Annotated in this window: 15 protein-coding genes; 5 read left to right on the forward strand and 10 right to left on the reverse strand. The window is 69.2% G+C overall.

Features of this window, described 5'->3' with window-relative positions; genetic code table 11:
• The first annotated feature begins 27 nt into the window (after positions 1-27).
• Complete coding sequence (locus tag RBB84_RS13530) at positions 28-471, forward strand: hypothetical protein (protein ID WP_016690916.1); 444 nt, start codon at positions 28-30, stop codon at positions 469-471.
• On the opposite strand, the gene RBB84_RS13535 is transcribed toward RBB84_RS13530, so the two are convergent.
• Positions 394-1284, reverse strand: a complete 891-nt coding sequence (locus RBB84_RS13535) for an NAD(P)H-dependent oxidoreductase (RefSeq protein WP_016690915.1) — start codon at positions 1282-1284, stop codon at positions 394-396. The genes RBB84_RS13530 and RBB84_RS13535 overlap by 78 nt on opposite strands.
• 133 nt (positions 1285-1417) lie before the next feature.
• On the opposite strand from RBB84_RS13535, the gene RBB84_RS13540 reads away from it, so the two are divergent.
• On the forward strand, positions 1418-1762 hold the full coding sequence (locus RBB84_RS13540; protein ID WP_016690914.1) for a helix-turn-helix domain-containing protein: 345 nt from the start codon (positions 1418-1420) through the stop codon (positions 1760-1762).
• Positions 1763-1781: 19 nt separating this feature from the next.
• Here the strand turns inward: RBB84_RS13540 and RBB84_RS13545 are convergent, their stop codons facing one another.
• From RBB84_RS13545 to ggt, 4 genes are all read right to left on the reverse strand, one after another.
• Positions 1782-2459: a response regulator transcription factor gene (locus RBB84_RS13545; RefSeq protein ID WP_016690913.1), complete on the reverse strand. Its 678-nt coding sequence runs from the start codon at positions 2457-2459 to the stop codon at positions 1782-1784.
• A complete protein-coding gene (locus RBB84_RS13550) occupies positions 2456-3829 on the reverse strand; it encodes a GAF domain-containing sensor histidine kinase (protein WP_016690912.1) in 1374 nt (457 codons plus the stop codon). The genes RBB84_RS13545 and RBB84_RS13550 overlap by 4 nt, the downstream gene beginning before the upstream one ends.
• Positions 3826-5058, reverse strand: a complete 1233-nt coding sequence (locus RBB84_RS13555; RefSeq protein WP_016690911.1) for an iron-containing alcohol dehydrogenase — start codon at positions 5056-5058, stop codon at positions 3826-3828. The genes RBB84_RS13550 and RBB84_RS13555 overlap by 4 nt, the downstream gene beginning before the upstream one ends.
• A 230-nt stretch (positions 5059-5288) precedes the next feature.
• Complete coding sequence (ggt, locus tag RBB84_RS13560; protein WP_033096092.1) at positions 5289-7283, reverse strand: gamma-glutamyltransferase; 1995 nt, start codon at positions 7281-7283, stop codon at positions 5289-5291.
• A gap of 159 nt (positions 7284-7442) precedes the next feature.
• On the opposite strand from ggt, the gene RBB84_RS13565 reads away from it, so the two are divergent.
• Positions 7443-7802, forward strand: coding sequence for a metalloregulator ArsR/SmtB family transcription factor (locus RBB84_RS13565; RefSeq protein ID WP_016690909.1), 360 nt, complete (start codon positions 7443-7445; stop codon positions 7800-7802).
• A gap of 54 nt (positions 7803-7856) precedes the next feature.
• A complete protein-coding gene (locus RBB84_RS13570; protein WP_016690908.1) occupies positions 7857-8342 on the forward strand; it encodes an SRPBCC family protein in 486 nt (161 codons plus the stop codon).
• A 7-nt stretch (positions 8343-8349) separates the two neighbouring features.
• Here RBB84_RS13570 and RBB84_RS13575 read toward each other — a convergent pair whose 3' ends face one another.
• The 3 genes from RBB84_RS13575 to mdo form a co-directional block, all read right to left on the reverse strand.
• Positions 8350-9804 carry a VWA domain-containing protein gene (locus tag RBB84_RS13575; protein WP_231911933.1) on the reverse strand — a complete coding sequence of 485 codons (1455 nt, stop codon included), beginning with the start codon at positions 9802-9804 and terminating at the stop codon, positions 8350-8352.
• A gap of 118 nt (positions 9805-9922) precedes the next feature.
• A complete protein-coding gene (locus RBB84_RS13580) occupies positions 9923-11011 on the reverse strand; it encodes a MoxR family ATPase (RefSeq protein ID WP_016690906.1) in 1089 nt (362 codons plus the stop codon).
• Between the two features lie 80 nt (positions 11012-11091).
• Positions 11092-12363, reverse strand: coding sequence for an NDMA-dependent methanol dehydrogenase (gene mdo / locus RBB84_RS13585; protein WP_016690905.1), 1272 nt, complete (start codon positions 12361-12363; stop codon positions 11092-11094).
• 299 nt (positions 12364-12662) lie between these two features.
• On the opposite strand from mdo, the gene RBB84_RS13590 reads away from it, so the two are divergent.
• Complete coding sequence (locus tag RBB84_RS13590; protein ID WP_016690904.1) at positions 12663-13718, forward strand: ferredoxin--NADP reductase; 1056 nt, start codon at positions 12663-12665, stop codon at positions 13716-13718.
• A gap of 52 nt (positions 13719-13770) precedes the next feature.
• Here the strand turns inward: RBB84_RS13590 and RBB84_RS13595 are convergent, their stop codons facing one another.
• On the reverse strand, positions 13771-15021 hold the full coding sequence (locus tag RBB84_RS13595; RefSeq protein WP_016690903.1) for an MFS transporter: 1251 nt from the start codon (positions 15019-15021) through the stop codon (positions 13771-13773).
• Between the two features lie 188 nt (positions 15022-15209).
• Positions 15210-16013, reverse strand: coding sequence for an aspartate/glutamate racemase family protein (locus RBB84_RS13600; protein ID WP_033096093.1), 804 nt, complete (start codon positions 16011-16013; stop codon positions 15210-15212).
• Positions 16014-16038: the final 25 nt, after the last annotated feature.

Below are 16038 nucleotides of genomic sequence, written 5' to 3' on the forward strand. Positions count from 1 at the left end.
CCGGTGTGGACGGAAGGAGGTGGCGTGATGAACCACATCGCCGAGAGCCACTTCGGCCGGACGACCCGCCGCGTCGTCCTTCCCCGCCGCGCCGCGGACCGGCAGATGTCCTCGTCCGGAGTGGTGACGGACTGCCGGCCGCTCCCCGAGCGGCCGGACGTGCGACTGCTCGTCTACCACGACGACGCGGACGACTCCGACTACGACGCCGTGACGATCGGAAAGACCGACGGCGAGAACGACATTCCGGTACTCACCGCCTCGGAGGAGTGCCTGCTCGTCACCGCGACCCGGCCCGGGTCCGGTCCCGCGATCGTGCTCGCCGCACCGCCGGGTGAGGACGAGGGCCGACGGGTCCGGGAGATCACCCGACAACTTCTCGGAGGCGGACCGCTACTGCGCCTGATCGTGTACACCGGCGCACTGTCGGTACTCGTACCGTTGCACTCGTCTGCTCCGAGCGGGCGCTGAGGCGGTGTGGACGTCGGGGCCGTACTCGCCCGGGCGGACGTGGTCGACGAGCACGTGCTCGCGGTCGTACTCTCCTCCGCGCAGCGGCCTGTACGGAATTGCGGATTCCGACGACAAGCCGTCGAGACGATCGTGGAGACGACGCTCCTCGCGCAGGAAGGTCTCCTCGTCGAGCCGGTCGGCACTCGCGACGAGATGCGGTCGCAGTACCCGCATTCCGGTGTAGAAGCCCGTACCGTGCAGGAGCGGCCACAGCACGTGATCGATCGACCCGCTGATTCCGCGCGGTCCGAGCGCTGCGGCCCGATCGCCCGCCGTGACGACGGCGAGCATCGTTCTGCCGGCCAGTCCCCCGTCGCCGTACTTGCGGACGCGGCCACGCTCGTCGCGGACACCGAACGCGAAGCCGTTGGTGAACACGCGGTCGAACCATCCCTTCAGGATCGCCGGCATGCCGTACCACCACAGTGGGAAAGACACCACGAAGTGGTCGGCGGCGCGCAGCGCGTCCTGTTCGCGACGGATGTCGTCGGCGAGGAGCCCGGTGGCTGTGGCGTTCTTCTGCCGCTCCGACAACGTGCTCCCCGGCGCCGTACCGAAGTCGGCGTCGGAGAGCACCGGATTCCAGTTCATCGCGTAGAGATCCGAGATCGCGACGTGCGTGCCCGACTCGCGTAGTCGTGCCGCCCCCGAGCGGACGAGGGCGTGCCCCAGTGAGGCGTCGTCCGGGTGGGCGTGCACCCACAGAACGCTGCCCTTCTCAACGCTGCCCTTCTCGACACTGTCCTTTTCTGCACTGTTCTTCTCGGCCATGTCTCCATAGTCTGGGGACGGGAACGATATGGGAAGTACGCACTTTGCGATCACATACGGACCGGGAGGTAACGATCGGCGATGACCAGGGATTCCTGATGACCGAGGAAAGTTCGATGACACGGGGGTTCCGATGACACGGAAGGCCGTGGAGACGGCGATGCAGGTGTGCCCGGTGGAGATCGCCGTGGCGGTCCTCGGGGGCGCGTGGAAGCTCACGATCGTCAAGAACCTGATCGACGGGCCATGTCGGTTCGGCGAGCTGGGCCGGCGTGTCGGTCCCGTCAGCGCGCGGGTGCTCACCCGGCAGCTCCGCGAACTGGAGGCCGACGGGATCGTGTCGCGCACGGTCTTCGCCGAGGTACCGCCACGGGTGGAGTACGAACTGACCGAACTCGGCCGAACCCTCGAGCCGGCCGTCGCGTGGCTCGACGACTGGGGTGCGGCCTACAGCAGCAGGCTCTCCGCGCAGAGCTGAGTGGCGGAAGGACCGGATGTCAGATCAGGCCCTGCTTGCTGGCGGCGTAGACCGCCTCGGCGCGGCGGCTCACCCCGAGTTTGCGCATGATGTTGCTGACGTGGAACTTCACGGTGGTGGCCGAGATGAACAGCTGCTCACCGATCTTCACGTTCGACATGCCGGCGGCGAGAAGCTTCAGCACCTCGAGTTCGCGGCCGGTCAACTGTTCGGCCGGCGCACCCTGCCCGTTGAGCGAACGCACGACCGCCGCGGCACTGCGCGAGTCGAAGGCGCTCTCGCCGCGGGAAACCGCCCGGATGGCGCGCACCAACTCGGTGGTGTCGACGTCCTTGACGACGTAGCCGCGCGCGCCGGCGTGCACGGCCCGCACGACGAGCTGTTCGTCGAGGAAGGTGGTGAGGACGAGCAGGCCGATACCCGGATGCGCCGAGGACAACCGACCGCACAATCCCAGTCCCTCGAAGTCCGATCCGGCCGAGAGCTTGAGGTCGAGCAGCACGATGTCGGGGCGCATGCGGTCGACGAGTGCGAGCGCCTCCGCGTCCGTCGAAGCCTCCCCCACCACTTCGAGATCCGGCTCGCGGTCGAGGATCGAGCGGAGTCCCTGGCGGAGGATCGCGTGGTCGTCGACGAGTGCGATGCGCACCGTGCCGGGCCGCGCCCGCGGGGTCGCCTGCGGCGGCGTGACGGTCATGACGGTTCTCCCACCTGTTGAGCTACAGCATTGTCCTGCAACGGAATCCGGGCCGCTATCCGCACACCGCCGAGTCGCGAACGACGCACCTCGAGCGTGCCGCCGAGTTCGCGGGCGCGGGCCTGCATGTTCGCGAGACCGCGATGGCTCCCGTCGAGGTCGTTGGCGGCGAGTCGCAACATCACCCGTAGACGCGCCGGGTCGCCGTCACCGTCGTCGGCCACCGACAGCAGGACCGCGTCGCGTCCGTAACTGAGCCGCAGCACCACGCGACTCGCGTTGGCGTGCACCGCCGCGTTGAACAGCGCTTCGCCGGCGATCCTGAGCAGGGCGTGCTCGGCCTCGCCGCTCAGCTCGACCGGCGTGCCGCCCATCCTCGTCCTGACCTCGAGTTCGCCCGGCATGTGAGCCACGCTGAGCTGTTCGAGCATCTCCGGCAACGACATCCGTTCGGAATCGGACGGCCGGTTCAGCGCGTAGATCGCCGACCGCAACTGCTCGACGGCGCCGCGGGTGAGTTCCTTGGCAAGATCGAGTCGTTCGCTGCGTTCGGTGTCGGGGATGTCGCTGCGGCACACCTCGATCTGCATGCCCGCCGAGAGCACGGCCTGTGTGACGCTGTCGTGGAGTTCGCGTGCAATGCGGTGGCGTTCCTCGTCGAGCGCCTGGTTGCGGTGGGCGACGCCCAGCTGCCGCTGCGTGACGGCGAGTTTCTTCAGGGTCGCTTCGAGTTCCTCGTTGCGTGCCTGCAGGTCGGCGGCGGCGCGGTTCGCTTCGCGGTAGGCCTGTTCGGCGCGTTCGAGCAGGAGCTGCCCGCGCTGGTAAAGAGCGGAGTTCTGCAGCGCCACCGCGGTCTGGCTTGCGAGGATCGACAGAACGGCGCGGTCGGTCGTGTCGAGGGCTCGGTGCTCCGGTGTCCACGCGGCGATGGCACCGGCGACTCCCCCGTCGAGGACGATGGGCACGAACGCGTGGTGGTTCTCGACCAGCTCGCGTCGCTCGACGGCACCGGTGCGCACCGCGTCGAGCAGGGCCACGACCTCGTCGGGCAGGGGCGGCCCCTCGACGTTGTCGACGAGGAAGGGGGTCGCGTCGGGGCCGAGCACGAGCCTGCGCGGTCCGGCATCGGGCAGGACACCGTCGGCGAGAGCGAAGGCCACCCACGTCGCACTCAGGTGCGCGCGGGCGGCCTCGGCAACGGCGCAGATGAGCGTCTCCGGCCCTTCGACCGTGCGCACCAGCGCCCGGGAGATCAGCTCGAGTGCGTGGACGACGCGTTCGAGTCGCTCGGCGGCGCCGCGATATTGCGGATAGAAGGTCGACTTCCCGGAGCGGAGTCCGGTCAGTGCCGACAGGTCGGGAGCACTCACATCGCCGTCCGGAACAACTCGATCATCTGCTCGCGGGTCGCGGTGCGCGGATTCGTCGACATGCACGCGTCGCGCAGGGACCCCTCCGCGAGTCGCGGCAGGTCTTCCTCCCGCACACCGAGTTGGCGCAGTCCGCGCGGCACACCCACCTGCCGGGCGAGAGCGTCGATGCGCGCCGCGACGGCCTCGACGGCCTCGGGCGCGGCACCGCGCGCCTCCTCCAGACCGAGGGTCGCCGCGACCTGGACGAACGGCTCGGGATTATCGGCGCCGTTGAACCGGATGACGTGCGGCAACAGCACGCCGTTGATGACCCCGTGCGGCAGATCCAGCAGCCCGCCGACCTGATGGCTCATCGCGTGGGCGGCGCCGAGAATCGCGTTGGTGAACGCGAGTCCGGCCTCGAGGCTCGCCTGGGCCATGGTGGCGCGAGCGGGCATGTAGGTCGGGTCGTCGATCGTGCGTACGAGTGTGCCGGTGACCATGCCGACCGCCCGCAGTGCGTGATGGTCGGTGAGGGGGTTGTGGGCACGGGAGACGAACGCCTCGATGCCGTGGGTGAGAGCGTCGAGTCCGGTGGCGGCGTTGAGGTCGGCGGGCATGGTGGTGAGCAGTCGCGGATCGATCACCGTGAGGTCGGGGACGAGCGACCGCCCGATGATGGTGATCTTGCTGCCACGAGCGGTGTCGGTGACCACGCAGAACTGGGAGACGTCGGCTCCTGTCCCGGACGTCGACGGCACCATGACCATCGGCGGAATGGGAAGCGGCGCGCGGTCGACGCCCTCGTAGTCGAGGATGTTGCCGCCGTTCGCGGCGAGGATCGCGACGCCCTTCGCGGCGTCGATCACCGAGCCACCGCCCAGGGCGACGAGGACGTCGCAGCCCCGCGATCGGTACAGCTCGTGACCGGCGGCGACCTCGTGGTCCTTCGGATTGGGGGTGAGCCCGGCCCACACCGTGGCTTCGACACCCTGGTCACGCAGGTATCCGAGGAGTTCGTCGACCCAACCGGCCTCGATAAGCCCCGGATCGGTGACGAGCATGGGGCGGACACCGCCGAGCCGGACGGCGGCGTGGGCCGCTTCGACGAGCGAGCCTTCCCCGAAGACGATCTCGGGGGCGTGGAACTTGACCAGGGCCGGCCCCGAAGCGTGGTGGTCGTCCCGAGGGGTCGCGGAAGCACGGGGATGGGTCGTGTTCTGGTGTCCCGGCATGACGACGGCCACTGTTCACTCCTGACGATCCGCACGATCCGCGCACCTGTGTGATCCAGCTTACGGTGCACGGGTTGTCGGGCGGAGCGGGCACGGGACGCACCGGACCGATGGCGAGGTCGGCACCTATCCGACAGGGTAGGTCACCGAAGCGGGTCGGCGCGCGGCGGATCTCCCCCTACGGCGTGCACCGATACATCGACAGTCCTGCACCGATACGTCGACAGTTCTGCGCCGATACGTCACTGCCCGCCGGTATCGCCCATCACGGCGCCCTCGCGGCGGGGGTCGGCGCCACCGACCCATCCCTGCCCCTGACGCAGCAGCGCGCTCAATCCACTGGACTGCGGGGCGACGGACACCTCGTGGCCCATGTCGCGGAGCTGCTGCACGAGCGGATCGTTCGCTCCGTCGTCGGCACCGTCGATCGCCGGATGTTCGCCGCCGACCCCGGTGACGGGGGTGTTCGCGGCGCCGAACGACACGGCCGAGACGGCCTGCTGCGGGTCGAGGCCCCAGTCGAGGGTGTTCACGAGCGTCTTGACGACGAACTGGATGATCACCGAACCGCCCGGCGACCCGACCACCATCCTGATGTCGCCGCGACCACCGTCGGGTGTGCGTTCGAAGACGAGCGTCGGGGCCATCGAGCTGCGCGGCCGCTTGCCGGGTTCGACGCGGTTGGCGACGGGCAGTCCCTCCTCGTCGACCGGCTCTGCCGAGAAATCCGTGAGCTGGTTGTTGAGCAGGAAGCCGTCGGTCATGTGGAACGAGCCGAAGGCCGACTCGATCGTGGTCGTCATGGACGCGACGTTGCCGTAGCTGTCCGCGACCGAGATGTGGCTGGTGCCGTGCTCGGGGCTCTGCGGCGGCATACCGAGCGGGACCGGACCGAAGTCGCCGGGCTGCGCCTCGCCCATGCTCTTGCCGAGATCGATCAACCCTGCGCGTTCGGACAGGTAGTTCGGGTCCACCAGGGTCTCCAGTGAGCCGCCCGGCAGGGGGACGAAATCGGCGTCGGCGACGTACTTGTCGCGATCGGCGTAGGCGAGTCGTTCGGCCTCGGAGATCAGGTGCACCGCGTCCGCGTCGGGGACGCCGCCGTCGGCGTCGACATCACCCGGCGGCAGTGACGCGAGGTCGAAGTTCTCGAGGATGCCGAGCGTCGCCGCGACCGCCATGCCACCGGAGGACGGATTGGGCATGCCGCAGATCTCGTACTCGCGGTAGGGGGTGCACAGTGGTTGCCGTTCCTTCGCCTGGTAGACGGCGAGATCCTCGAGGCTCATCGTTCCGGGTGTACGGCCGCCGAAATCGGTGCCGGTGGACTCGACGATGCCGGCCGCGATGTCACCGGTGTAGAAGGCATTCGCGCCGTCGGTGGCGATCGCCGAGAGCGTCTTGGCCATGGCGGGATTCGTGAGGGTCTCACCCGCGGCCTTGGGTGAGCCGTCGGCCTGCAGGAAGTAGGCGCGCGCCTCGTCGTCGACGGCGAGCTGTTCGGCGGAATCGGCGATCGACTGCGCCAGGCGGTCGCTGATCACGATGCCCTGGTCGGCGAGATCGATGGCGGGGCGGAACAACTCGCCCCAGGCGGCGTTCCCGTGTTCCGCGTGGACGGTTTCGAGCATCCGCACGACGCCGGGCACGCCGATCGACCGGCCGCTCGCACGCGTGTCGGGGCGGGGTTCGGTGCGATCGGTGTCGCTGATCCAGCGCAGGTAGTTCTCGGTCGCGGACATCGGTGCCGTCTCGCGGCCGTCGTATGCCGTCACCTCACCGGACGCGGCGTCGTAGTAGACCAGGAACGCTCCACCGCCGATACCCGAGGACTGGGGCTCGACGAGGCCGAGAACCATCTGGGCCGCGACAAGTGCGTCGGCTGCGGTCCCGCCGTCGCGCAGGACCTCACACGCTGCTTCGGTGGAGACGGGATTGGCCGTCGACACGGCGAAGGAGGAGGTGGTCACCGCTGTCATGCCGGCGCGGTAACCGGTCGCGATCTCGGGGTTCGTGGAGATGTCGCGATCCCCGGTCTCCGTCGGCTGCGTGTCGGTGATCGGGGTGCCGTTCGGTTCGGCGGTGCAGGTCGCGGCCGCCGCGGTCTCCTGCACATCGGCGGCACCGTCGGATTCCGTATCACCGGACGCGGACGTACACGCGCCGAGGAGGGTGATCGAGACGGTCGCGGCGAAGGCCGCGCGGACACCGGACCGGACTCTCGAGGGCAGGACCATTCCCCGACCGTAACCGGGCGCGTGAGTGGCCGTAGGGAATTCGACCGCGATCGGCTCGCGTCCGTGCGCCGGACCCCTTGACGCGGCCGTCCCCCGGGGAGCATCCTTTATTCAACCGGATGGTTGATAAACCGGAAGGTTCACAAAGCGGAGGCGATCGTGTACGACGACGAGACGGACGACACCGCACTCGACCTGGCGTTCACCGCACTGGCCGATCCGGTCCGCCGCTGCATCGTCGCCCGGCTCAGCCGGGGCCCGGCCACGGTCACCGAACTCGCGGAACCCTTCGAGATCACCACGCAGGCGATCTCGAAACACATTCGGGTGCTCGAACACGCCGGTCTCGTCACGCGCACGCGCGACGCCCAGCGCCGGCCCGTCCATCTGAACCCTGCACGGCTGGAGATGCTGACCTCCTGGATCGACCGCTACCGGTTGGTGAAGGAGCAGCAGTTCCGCGATCTCGACGCCGTGCTGGCCCGGGAAGCGGCCCCCGATCGTCCACGGGGTGTGTAGCCCACCCCGATCCTCACAGTGTGCACAGCGCACCCCGGTCTCCGGAGGACCATCATGACCAGCAACGCAGTCACCCTCTCGATCCCCGAGGGCGTCCCCTTCATCGACTACGAGCGGGAGTTCGATTTCCCCCTCGAGGACGTCTTCCGTGCCCACAAGGACCCCGATCTCGTCGCGCAGTGGCTCGGCCCGCGCGGCATGGAGATGAAGATCGAGGAGTACGACCTCCGCACCGGTGGTTCGTACCGCTACGAACACTCCGACGACGGCGGCAGCTACCGCTTCGCGGGTGTCTTCCACACCGTGCGCGAGAACGAGCTCATCGTCCAGACCTTCGAATATCTCGGATTCCCGGATGTGGTGAGCCTCGAGACGCTCACCTTCGTCGACCTCGGGAACGGCCGCTGCAAGCTGGTCGGCCATTCCGTGTACCCGAGCCAGGAGGCCCGCGACGGCATGGCGGAATCGGGTATGGAGACCGGCCTGACCGAGGGCTTCGAACGACTCGAGGAGCTGCTGGCCGGGTCCGCGACACGGTGAGCGCCGCTCACCGCAGGGCGTGGCCGAGTTCGGCGGCGCGCGCGAGCAGTTGCGCGCCGTCGCGGGCGACGACCACCTCGTCGCACACCTCGGCGTAGTCGGGCATCGCGCAGGTTGCCTGCGTCCAGTACCGCTCGGGCTCGGGCGTGATCCACGCGAGGCGGTGCACGCGGCGACGGAGTTCCTCGAGCCGATCGGTGCGCGGGGGAAGACCGTTGCAGCGCCCGTCCCCCACCACCAGCACCGACGTCCGGCCGTCGATCGATCCGGAGTGCTCGGTGAGCAGTTCGTCGAACATCCGGCCGTAGTCGCTGCTCGCTTCGAGATCGACTGCGGGATGGGCGAGTACGGCGGCCAGAGCACCGTCACCGCCGGCAGCGAGCAACTGCGTCGTCACGTCCACCGGACGATCGACGAAGGCGACCACCCGGCATCGGTGCGCCCGCCCGTGCATCGCCTGGGCGAGCCGGAGCGTGAACGCGGTGATCGGACGGACCGACAACGAGACGTCGGCGAGGACGAGCAGCCGCACCCGGTCGGGGCGGGGCGCGCGGACGACGAGCCGGAAGGGCACGCCGTCGGTCCGCATCCCCGCTCGGGCGGTCCTGCGCATGTCGAGCCGTCCGCGGGTCCGCTCACGCGGATGGGGCCGGACCGGTCCGCGCATGCGGCGCAGCACCTCGTGGCATGCGAGCTCGATCTCGGCACGGTCGATACCGGCGGTGTCGTGCGATTCGGGTGCCTCGACGCCTTCGGTCCCCGGCACCGCGGCGGCGAGCGATGCCACGAATGCCTCGACCGCGTCCACGAGTCGCGCGAGTTGCGAGGCGGAGAGAGGTTCGTCGAGGACCTCTTCCCCGTACGTGCGGTGCGGGTCGTAGGCGTCGAGCCACGCGAGGATCGACGCCGGGTCGTCCCACGACAACGATCCGACGACCGCGGCCCCGGGTTCACCGGACAGATCACCCACCGTCGTGGTCGCGGCATTCTCGACGTCGACGGTGTAGGTGACGCCGCGACGGCCCGAGTCCGCACCCGTGTCCACCGACAGATCGGCGTCGGACGATGTCATCGACACATCGTCGTCGTCCTTGTGCGGGTTGAATCCCTTGCGGGCCTCCGGGGTGTCGAAGTGGTCGCCGACCTCGGCTGCGCGTTCGTTGTACTCGGCGTAGCGCGCGACACTCGGGTCGTCGCCGATCTCGAGCGCTGCCGGCAGTGACTCCGCGAACTGCGCGCGGGCGGGACCGCCGCCGCTCGCGGCGACGGCGGCGTCGACCGCACCGAACAACTCGTCGAAGGCGCGCTCGAAGCCGGCCCTCTCGTGCGGGTACTTGGCGCACACCGCCCGCAAGCACGAGCGCAGTGAATCCCGCTCGCGGACGGGGACCCGGTCGAGCACCCGGCGCACCTCGATGCTCTCGGCCGGTGACGCCGCGACACCGTGGCGTCGCAGGAGCATGCCGAACACCGCCGCCACCACGTCGAGCACGTAGCGGGGGCGACGCTCGTCGAGCGCGGTCACCCGTGTCGCCCGGGGTGTGGACACCCGCCCCACTCGGGATGCGTACATCGCGGGGTCACCCCCGCAGTCCGCTGCCCGCGGCATCGCGACCGCCACCACCGCGTCCCCGGAAGACGGAGGTCGTGGTGTTCGCCGGGCGTGATGCGACCGTCACACGTTCGTGCGACGGAACAGGTTCGGCCGCAATCGCTTCGGACATATCCGGTTCGGACGTCGCGGTTGCCGGTGCCGCACCGCCGAGCCGCGTCTTCGCGAGGTCGACGTCGCCGGTGTACTTGAGCAGGGTCGCCAACAGCACGTCGCGCATGCCGCCCAGCGAATCCGGGTCGTCGGCGTCGTGTCCCATCACCGTCGCTGCGCGCGCGGCGTCGATGACCTCCGAGATCGAGGGGCTCTTGCGCAGCGGCAGATCGCGCAGGGTCCGGGACAGATCGACGATCTGGTGGGCCGTTCCCGGGCGCACATCCGGCACCCGGGCGGTGACGATCTCGCGTTCACGTTCGGGTGTCGGGTATCCGACGTGGTAGTGCAGGCAGCGACGCTTGAGGGCGGGCGACAACTCGCGAGTGTCGTTGGAGGTCAGGATCACCCACGGTGTGGACCGTGCCGTGAACGTGCCGACCTCGGGGATCGTCACCTGCCGTTCGGCGAGCACCTCGAGCAACAGTGCCTCCATGGACTCCTCGGTGCGATCCACCTCGTCGACGAGCAGGACCACCGGCTCCTCCGAGAGCACGGCCTCGAGCAGCGGACGGACCGACAGGAAGGTCTCCGAGTACAGGCCGAAGTCCTGCTGCGCGAGGAACTTCGACGCGTCCGCGAGGTCGGCGTGACCGGCGAGCAGTTCGCCGATGCGGTCGCGCAGCATCTGCACGTGCAGCAACTGTTTGGCGTAGTCCCACTCGTACAGGGCGCGGCTGTCGTCGAGCCCTTCATAACACTGCAGCCGCACCAGTTTCCGGCCGCCGACCGCGGCGAGCGCCTTGGCCAGTTCGGTCTTGCCGACCCCGGCGGGGCCTTCGAGCAGCAGGGGCCGCTCGAGTGCGGTGGCGAGGTGCACGACGGTCGCGAACTCGTCGTCGGCGATGTAGTCGTGCCGGCGCAGCGCATCCTTCAACTCGGCGCCCGAGGCGAACGGGGTCATCCGGGGTCTCCTTGTCTGGCGTGGTCGCAGCGGAGCAGGGCGCTCCCGGGGCGCAGGGGACGCCCCGGGAGCGCGGGTTCTCAGTAGGACCGGTTGATGCAGTGGTCGACGACCGGGATCATCGAGTCGACCGTGACCTCGCGGGGATTGCCCGGGGTGCACCAGTCGTCCTGGATGTGCTCGGAGATCGCCCGGACGGTCTTCTCGTCGCCGCGGATCGTGTCTCCGCGACCCGCGTACTTCTTGGTGTTCATCTGGTTCTTCTCGTACGAGTCGGTGCGCACCTGACCGAAGTTGTCGGGGATGCCGACGTCCTTCGCGAGACGGATCGCCGCTTCGACCGCCGCGTCGGCGGCCTGGACGGTGGTCATGTTGCGGGTGTCCACGCCCATCGCGGTGGCGATGCGGGCGTACTGCTCGTAACGGGAGGGCAGGTTGTACTCCCACACGCGGGGCAGCGCGATCGCGTTGTTGAGGCCGTGGTGGCTGTCGAAGAAGGCGGAGACTGCGTGCGAGATGGAGTGCACGATGCCCAGGCCGCCGGAGTTGAAGGCCTGCGCGGCGATGTACTGGGCGTTCATCATGCCTTCGCGGGCCTTGAGGTTGCGCGGCTCGAAGACGGCCTCGCGCAGGTTCTTCGCGACCAGCTCGATCGAGTAGAGCGCGTTGCCCAGCGACGGCGCGAAGTCCAGCCGGGAGACGTACGGCTCGGAGCCGTGGGCGAGGACGTCGAAGCCGCAGTAGGCGGTGAAGTGCTGGGGGCAGCTGTAGTAGAGCAGCGGGTCGTCGATCGCGAGGGTGACGATCGTGGCCTCGTCGAAGCCGACCCACTTGTGCGGGTGGTCCATGTCGGAGGTGTCGGTGATGACGTACGCCCAGGACGTCTCGGAGCCGGTGCCGGCGGTCGTGGAGACGGCGATGTGCGGCGGGTTCTCCTTGTTGGTGGACTTCGCGAAGCCTTCGAACTCGTTGATGTTGCGGCCGTCGTGGGCGATCACGACGCGCGCGCCCTTGGCGGCGTCGTGGCTCGATCCGCCGCCGACGGAGATGATCGAGTCGCACTTCTCCTTCTGGTAGAGCGCCGCGGCCTCCATGACGTTGTAGTCCTTGGGGTTGGACTCGACCTTGTCGTAGAGGACGACCTCGACGCCCTGGTACTCGATCTTGCCGATGAGCTCCTCGATGATCCCCGATCCGCGCAGGCCGGTGGTCATCAGCAGGGCGCGCTTGAAACCGAGGTTCTTCGCCTCGACGCCGAGGATGTCGTGGGCACCGACGCCCATCAGCGCGCGGGGGAAGGGATGGAATTCCTTGATCGGGAAGTCCCAGATCTGATTGAGCTCGATTGCCATGGTGTATCTCCTCGCAGAGGGGGTGTACCGGATCGGGAGTGTGATGTGGACCTCATCCGCGATTCACCATCGACCAGAGTCGCGAGGCGTGAAAGACACAGCGGCCGAAACCGTCCGGTCGCTGCGGGGGCACCGCCCGTTCGGGTAGGGGACCTCCCGCTGACCGGGTGGGCTCCGCACCCGCCCGAGCAGTGCCGGTACCGTTTTCCTCATCCCATGCGCGCTGGTAACCTGAATTAGAACACGTTCTAGATTCGGTCGTGCGCGGCCATCTTTGCAGGAGAGGACGAGACCCACCCATGACGACTGTCGAGGTGCCCCACGGCTCACGCTCGGTGATCCTCACCGTGTCCGCCGTCGTCGAGGAGACCGCCGACACGCGGTCGATCGTGTTCGCCGTCCCGGACGAGCTGCGCGACAAATTCGCCTACCGGCCCGGCCAGTTCCTCACCCTGCGCATCCCGAGCGACCGGACGGGCTCGGTGGCCCGCTGCTACTCGCTCGCGAGCTCGCCGTTCACCGACGACGCCCCCAAGGTCACCGTCAAGCGCACCTCCGACGGCTACGGATCCAACTGGCTGTGCGACAACATCGCGACCGGACAGACCCTCGAGGTGCTGCCTCCCGCGGGCGTCTTCACCCCGAAGTCGCTCGACCACGACTTCCTGCTGTTCGGCGCCGGCAGCGGCATCACCCCGGTGATCTCGATCCTCAAGTCCGCGCTCACCCAGGGCGGCGGCAAGGTGGTGCTGGTCTACGCCAACCGCGACGAGAAGTCCGTCATCTTCGCCGAGGAGCTGCGGGCGCTCGCGGAGAAGTACCCGACGCGCCTGACCGTCGTGCACTGGCTCGAGTCCGTGCAGGGTCTGCCCACGGCCGACCAGCTCGCGGCGATCGCAGCGCCCTACGAGTCGTACGAGGCGTTCATGTGCGGCCCCGGACCGTTCATGGACACGGTCCACCAGGCCCTGAACACCGTGGGCATGCCCCGCGCCCGCGTGCACGCCGAGGTCTTCAACTCACTGTCGGGCGACCCGTTCGCCGACCAGGCGCCGGTCGAGGTCAGCGACGAGGACGCCGCCGACGCCGCGACCGTCGAGGTCGAGCTCGACGGCGAGGTCCACAAGCTGTCGTGGCCGCGCAAGCAGACCCTCGTCGACATCATGCTCGCGAAGGGCATCGACGTGCCGTATTCGTGCCAGGAGGGCGAATGCGGGTCGTGCGCGTGCACCGTGCTCGAGGGCAAGGTCGAGATGGAGAACTGCGACGTGCTCGACCCCGAGGACATCGAGGCTGGCTACATCCTCGGTTGCCAGGCCCGGCCGGTGACCGACCACCTCAAGATCGAGTTCTGAACCGGCGGGGTCACGCCCCGCTGCCCGCTCCCTCTGCGGAAGTGCCCGGCCCCTACGAACGTGCGGGGACGGGCACTTCCCGCATCCCGGCGGAGTCGGGCTTCGGCTTGCGCACGAGCACGCCGACCCCGGCCACGAGCGCCAGCACGGCCACGACCACGCCGTAGCCGACGGCGGTGGACATCAGGCCGAACGATCCGGCCGCCACCCCGGCGGCCATCGCGGGCACCGAGAACGCGAAGTAGCAGACGACGAAGGTCGTCGCGAAGATCCGGCCGCGCTCATGGGGTCGGCCGAGCGAGCCGACGACGCCCATGGCCGCGACGAAGGTCGAGCCCCAGCCGAAACCGGCGACGGCGGTACCCGCGTAGTACACCGCGACCCATCCCGTGAGGAGCGCGGTGATCACCGCGGCCAGTCCCGTCGCGAGCAGCACGGCCCCGAGGACCACGATGCGATGCGGGTCGCGGCGGGCCGTGGTGGTCGCCGCGACGGTGCCCGCCGTGAAGAGGGTGCCGATCGCCAGGCCCGCAGCGAGACGGTTGTCGATACCGAACACCGAGTCGACGATCGACGGTCCCAGCGACATGTACAGCCCGCCGAGCGCCCACGCCGACATCAGGCTGGGCAGGATGAGCAGATAGCGGCCCCGGACCTCACGGGGCACCGACGCGCTCGGCACCAGGCTCCGCAGGGCGTCGCGTCGCGACGGGAAACCCACCGACGGCGACGTCTCGGGCACGAAGATCAGCGCAATCGCCAGCACGACGGCGAGAACGCCGACGACCGCATAGCTCAGGACCGTCGGGAACGGCGCGAACTGCACGAGCACGCCCGCTCCCGCCGCGCCGAGCGCGAGGCCGAGCGACGGCGCCGCGGTGTTGATCAGCGGGCCGATGTGTCTGTTCGGCTGCATCTCGATCACGGCGGCGGCCAGCGCGCTCGTCGCCGCGCCCACCGCGAGACCCTGCAGGATCCGCGCGAGAATCAGCCACCCCACGCCCGGGGAGGCGATGAACACCACCATGCTCGCCGCGAGCAGCAGCAGGGCCGTCACGATCACGGGTCTGCGCCCGACGTGGTCGGACAGCGACCCCACCGTCACGAGCGCCGCGAGCAGTGCGAGCACGTAGACCGCGAACACCACCGTGAGCATCGCCGCGGAGAATCCCCACATCTGCTGGTAGACGGGATACAGCGGTGACGGTGCCGACGACGACGCGGTGAGGGTGAACGCTCCCAGGCCGACCACGGCGAAACCGAACGAGCGGATGCGGCCGCGGGGCTGTACGGGAGCAGTCATCGAACCTCCATAAGGTGATCGGCGCGTTCCACGCGGGAAACGAACGGCGTGTTCCACGCGGACACGAACGGCGTGTTCCGCGCGGAGACGAACGATGCGCCCCCGCGCGGATCGGTGAACACCCCTTCACCAACATACTTCGCTCAGCGAAGTATTCCTCCGGCCGCCCACCGGGGCGGCTCGGACACTCAGAGGGAGGTGGCGTCCTCGACGTCCTCGTCCCGCATGTCGCCGGGCGCCGCGAGCAGGGCGCGACCGGCGGCGAAGACCGTCGCTGCCGGCGGCAACTCTCCGGGCACACCGCTGCGGAAGACCTCGACACGGCCCGAACCCGAGGCGGGTCGCCCGAGCGCATCGATCCGGCGCAGCGTCTGCCGTGCGACGGCCTCCGCGCTGTCGAACAGGCGCACCCCGGCCGGCAGGTGTTCGGTGATGGTGTCGGCGACCAGCGGGTAGTGGGTGCAGCCGAGAACCACACCCTGGACGTCCCGAGGGGTGCGCTCGGCCGCGGAGGCGACCGCTGCGGCGACGGCCACCCGATCACCCGCATCGATGGCGTCGGCAAGTCCGTGACACGCCACGCCGACGACCTCGGACCCGTTCGCGAACTGTTCGATCAGATTCGCCTGGTACCTGCTCGCGGTGGTCGCCGCGGTGGCCCAGATCGCCACCGAATCGCACGCGGCGGCCGCGGGCTTGACCGCGGGGACCGTGCCCACCACGGGCACCGACGGACCGAGATCGGCCCGGACGTGTTCGAGGGCGGTCACCGATGCGGTGTTGCACGGGAGCACGACCACCTCGGCGCCGCGATCGACGGCGCGACGGGCGGTGGTGACGACCCGGTCGATCACCCAGTCCGGAGACTTCGGGCCCCACGGGGCGCCGTCGGGATCCGTCGACAACATGAGGTCGAGATCGGGACGCAACCGTCGCAGCCACGCGGACGTCGGCAACAGCCCGAGACCCGAGTCGATGAGCGCAACGATCACCCTACGAATCTAGCGGGTCGCGCGC

The sequence above is a fragment of the Rhodococcus sp. D-6 genome (assembly GCF_040256695.1).
Taxonomy (GTDB): Bacteria; Actinomycetota; Actinomycetes; order Mycobacteriales; family Mycobacteriaceae; genus Rhodococcus; species Rhodococcus pyridinivorans.

What these genes read in the sequence shown, in the direction of transcription:
- RBB84_RS13530 (WP_016690916.1), top strand. Translation starts at nt 28, where the DNA reads ATGAACCACATCGCCGAGAGCCACTTCGGCCGGACGACCCGCCGCGTC.
- RBB84_RS13535 (WP_016690915.1), bottom strand. Translation starts at nt 1,284, where the DNA reads ATGGCCGAGAAGAACAGTGCAGAAAAGGACAGTGTCGAGAAGGGCAGC.
- RBB84_RS13540 (WP_016690914.1), top strand. Translation starts at nt 1,418, where the DNA reads ATGACACGGAAGGCCGTGGAGACGGCGATGCAGGTGTGCCCGGTGGAG.
- RBB84_RS13545 (WP_016690913.1), bottom strand. Translation starts at nt 2,459, where the DNA reads ATGACCGTCACGCCGCCGCAGGCGACCCCGCGGGCGCGGCCCGGCACG.
- ggt (WP_033096092.1), bottom strand. Translation starts at nt 7,283, where the DNA reads ATGGTCCTGCCCTCGAGAGTCCGGTCCGGTGTCCGCGCGGCCTTCGCC.
- RBB84_RS13570 (WP_016690908.1), top strand. Translation starts at nt 7,857, where the DNA reads ATGACCAGCAACGCAGTCACCCTCTCGATCCCCGAGGGCGTCCCCTTC.
- RBB84_RS13575 (WP_231911933.1), bottom strand. Translation starts at nt 9,804, where the DNA reads ATGCTCCTGCGACGCCACGGTGTCGCGGCGTCACCGGCCGAGAGCATC.
- RBB84_RS13580 (WP_016690906.1), bottom strand. Translation starts at nt 11,011, where the DNA reads ATGACCCCGTTCGCCTCGGGCGCCGAGTTGAAGGATGCGCTGCGCCGG.
- mdo (WP_016690905.1), bottom strand. Translation starts at nt 12,363, where the DNA reads ATGGCAATCGAGCTCAATCAGATCTGGGACTTCCCGATCAAGGAATTC.
- RBB84_RS13590 (WP_016690904.1), top strand. Translation starts at nt 12,663, where the DNA reads ATGACGACTGTCGAGGTGCCCCACGGCTCACGCTCGGTGATCCTCACC.
- RBB84_RS13595 (WP_016690903.1), bottom strand. Translation starts at nt 15,021, where the DNA reads ATGACTGCTCCCGTACAGCCCCGCGGCCGCATCCGCTCGTTCGGTTTC.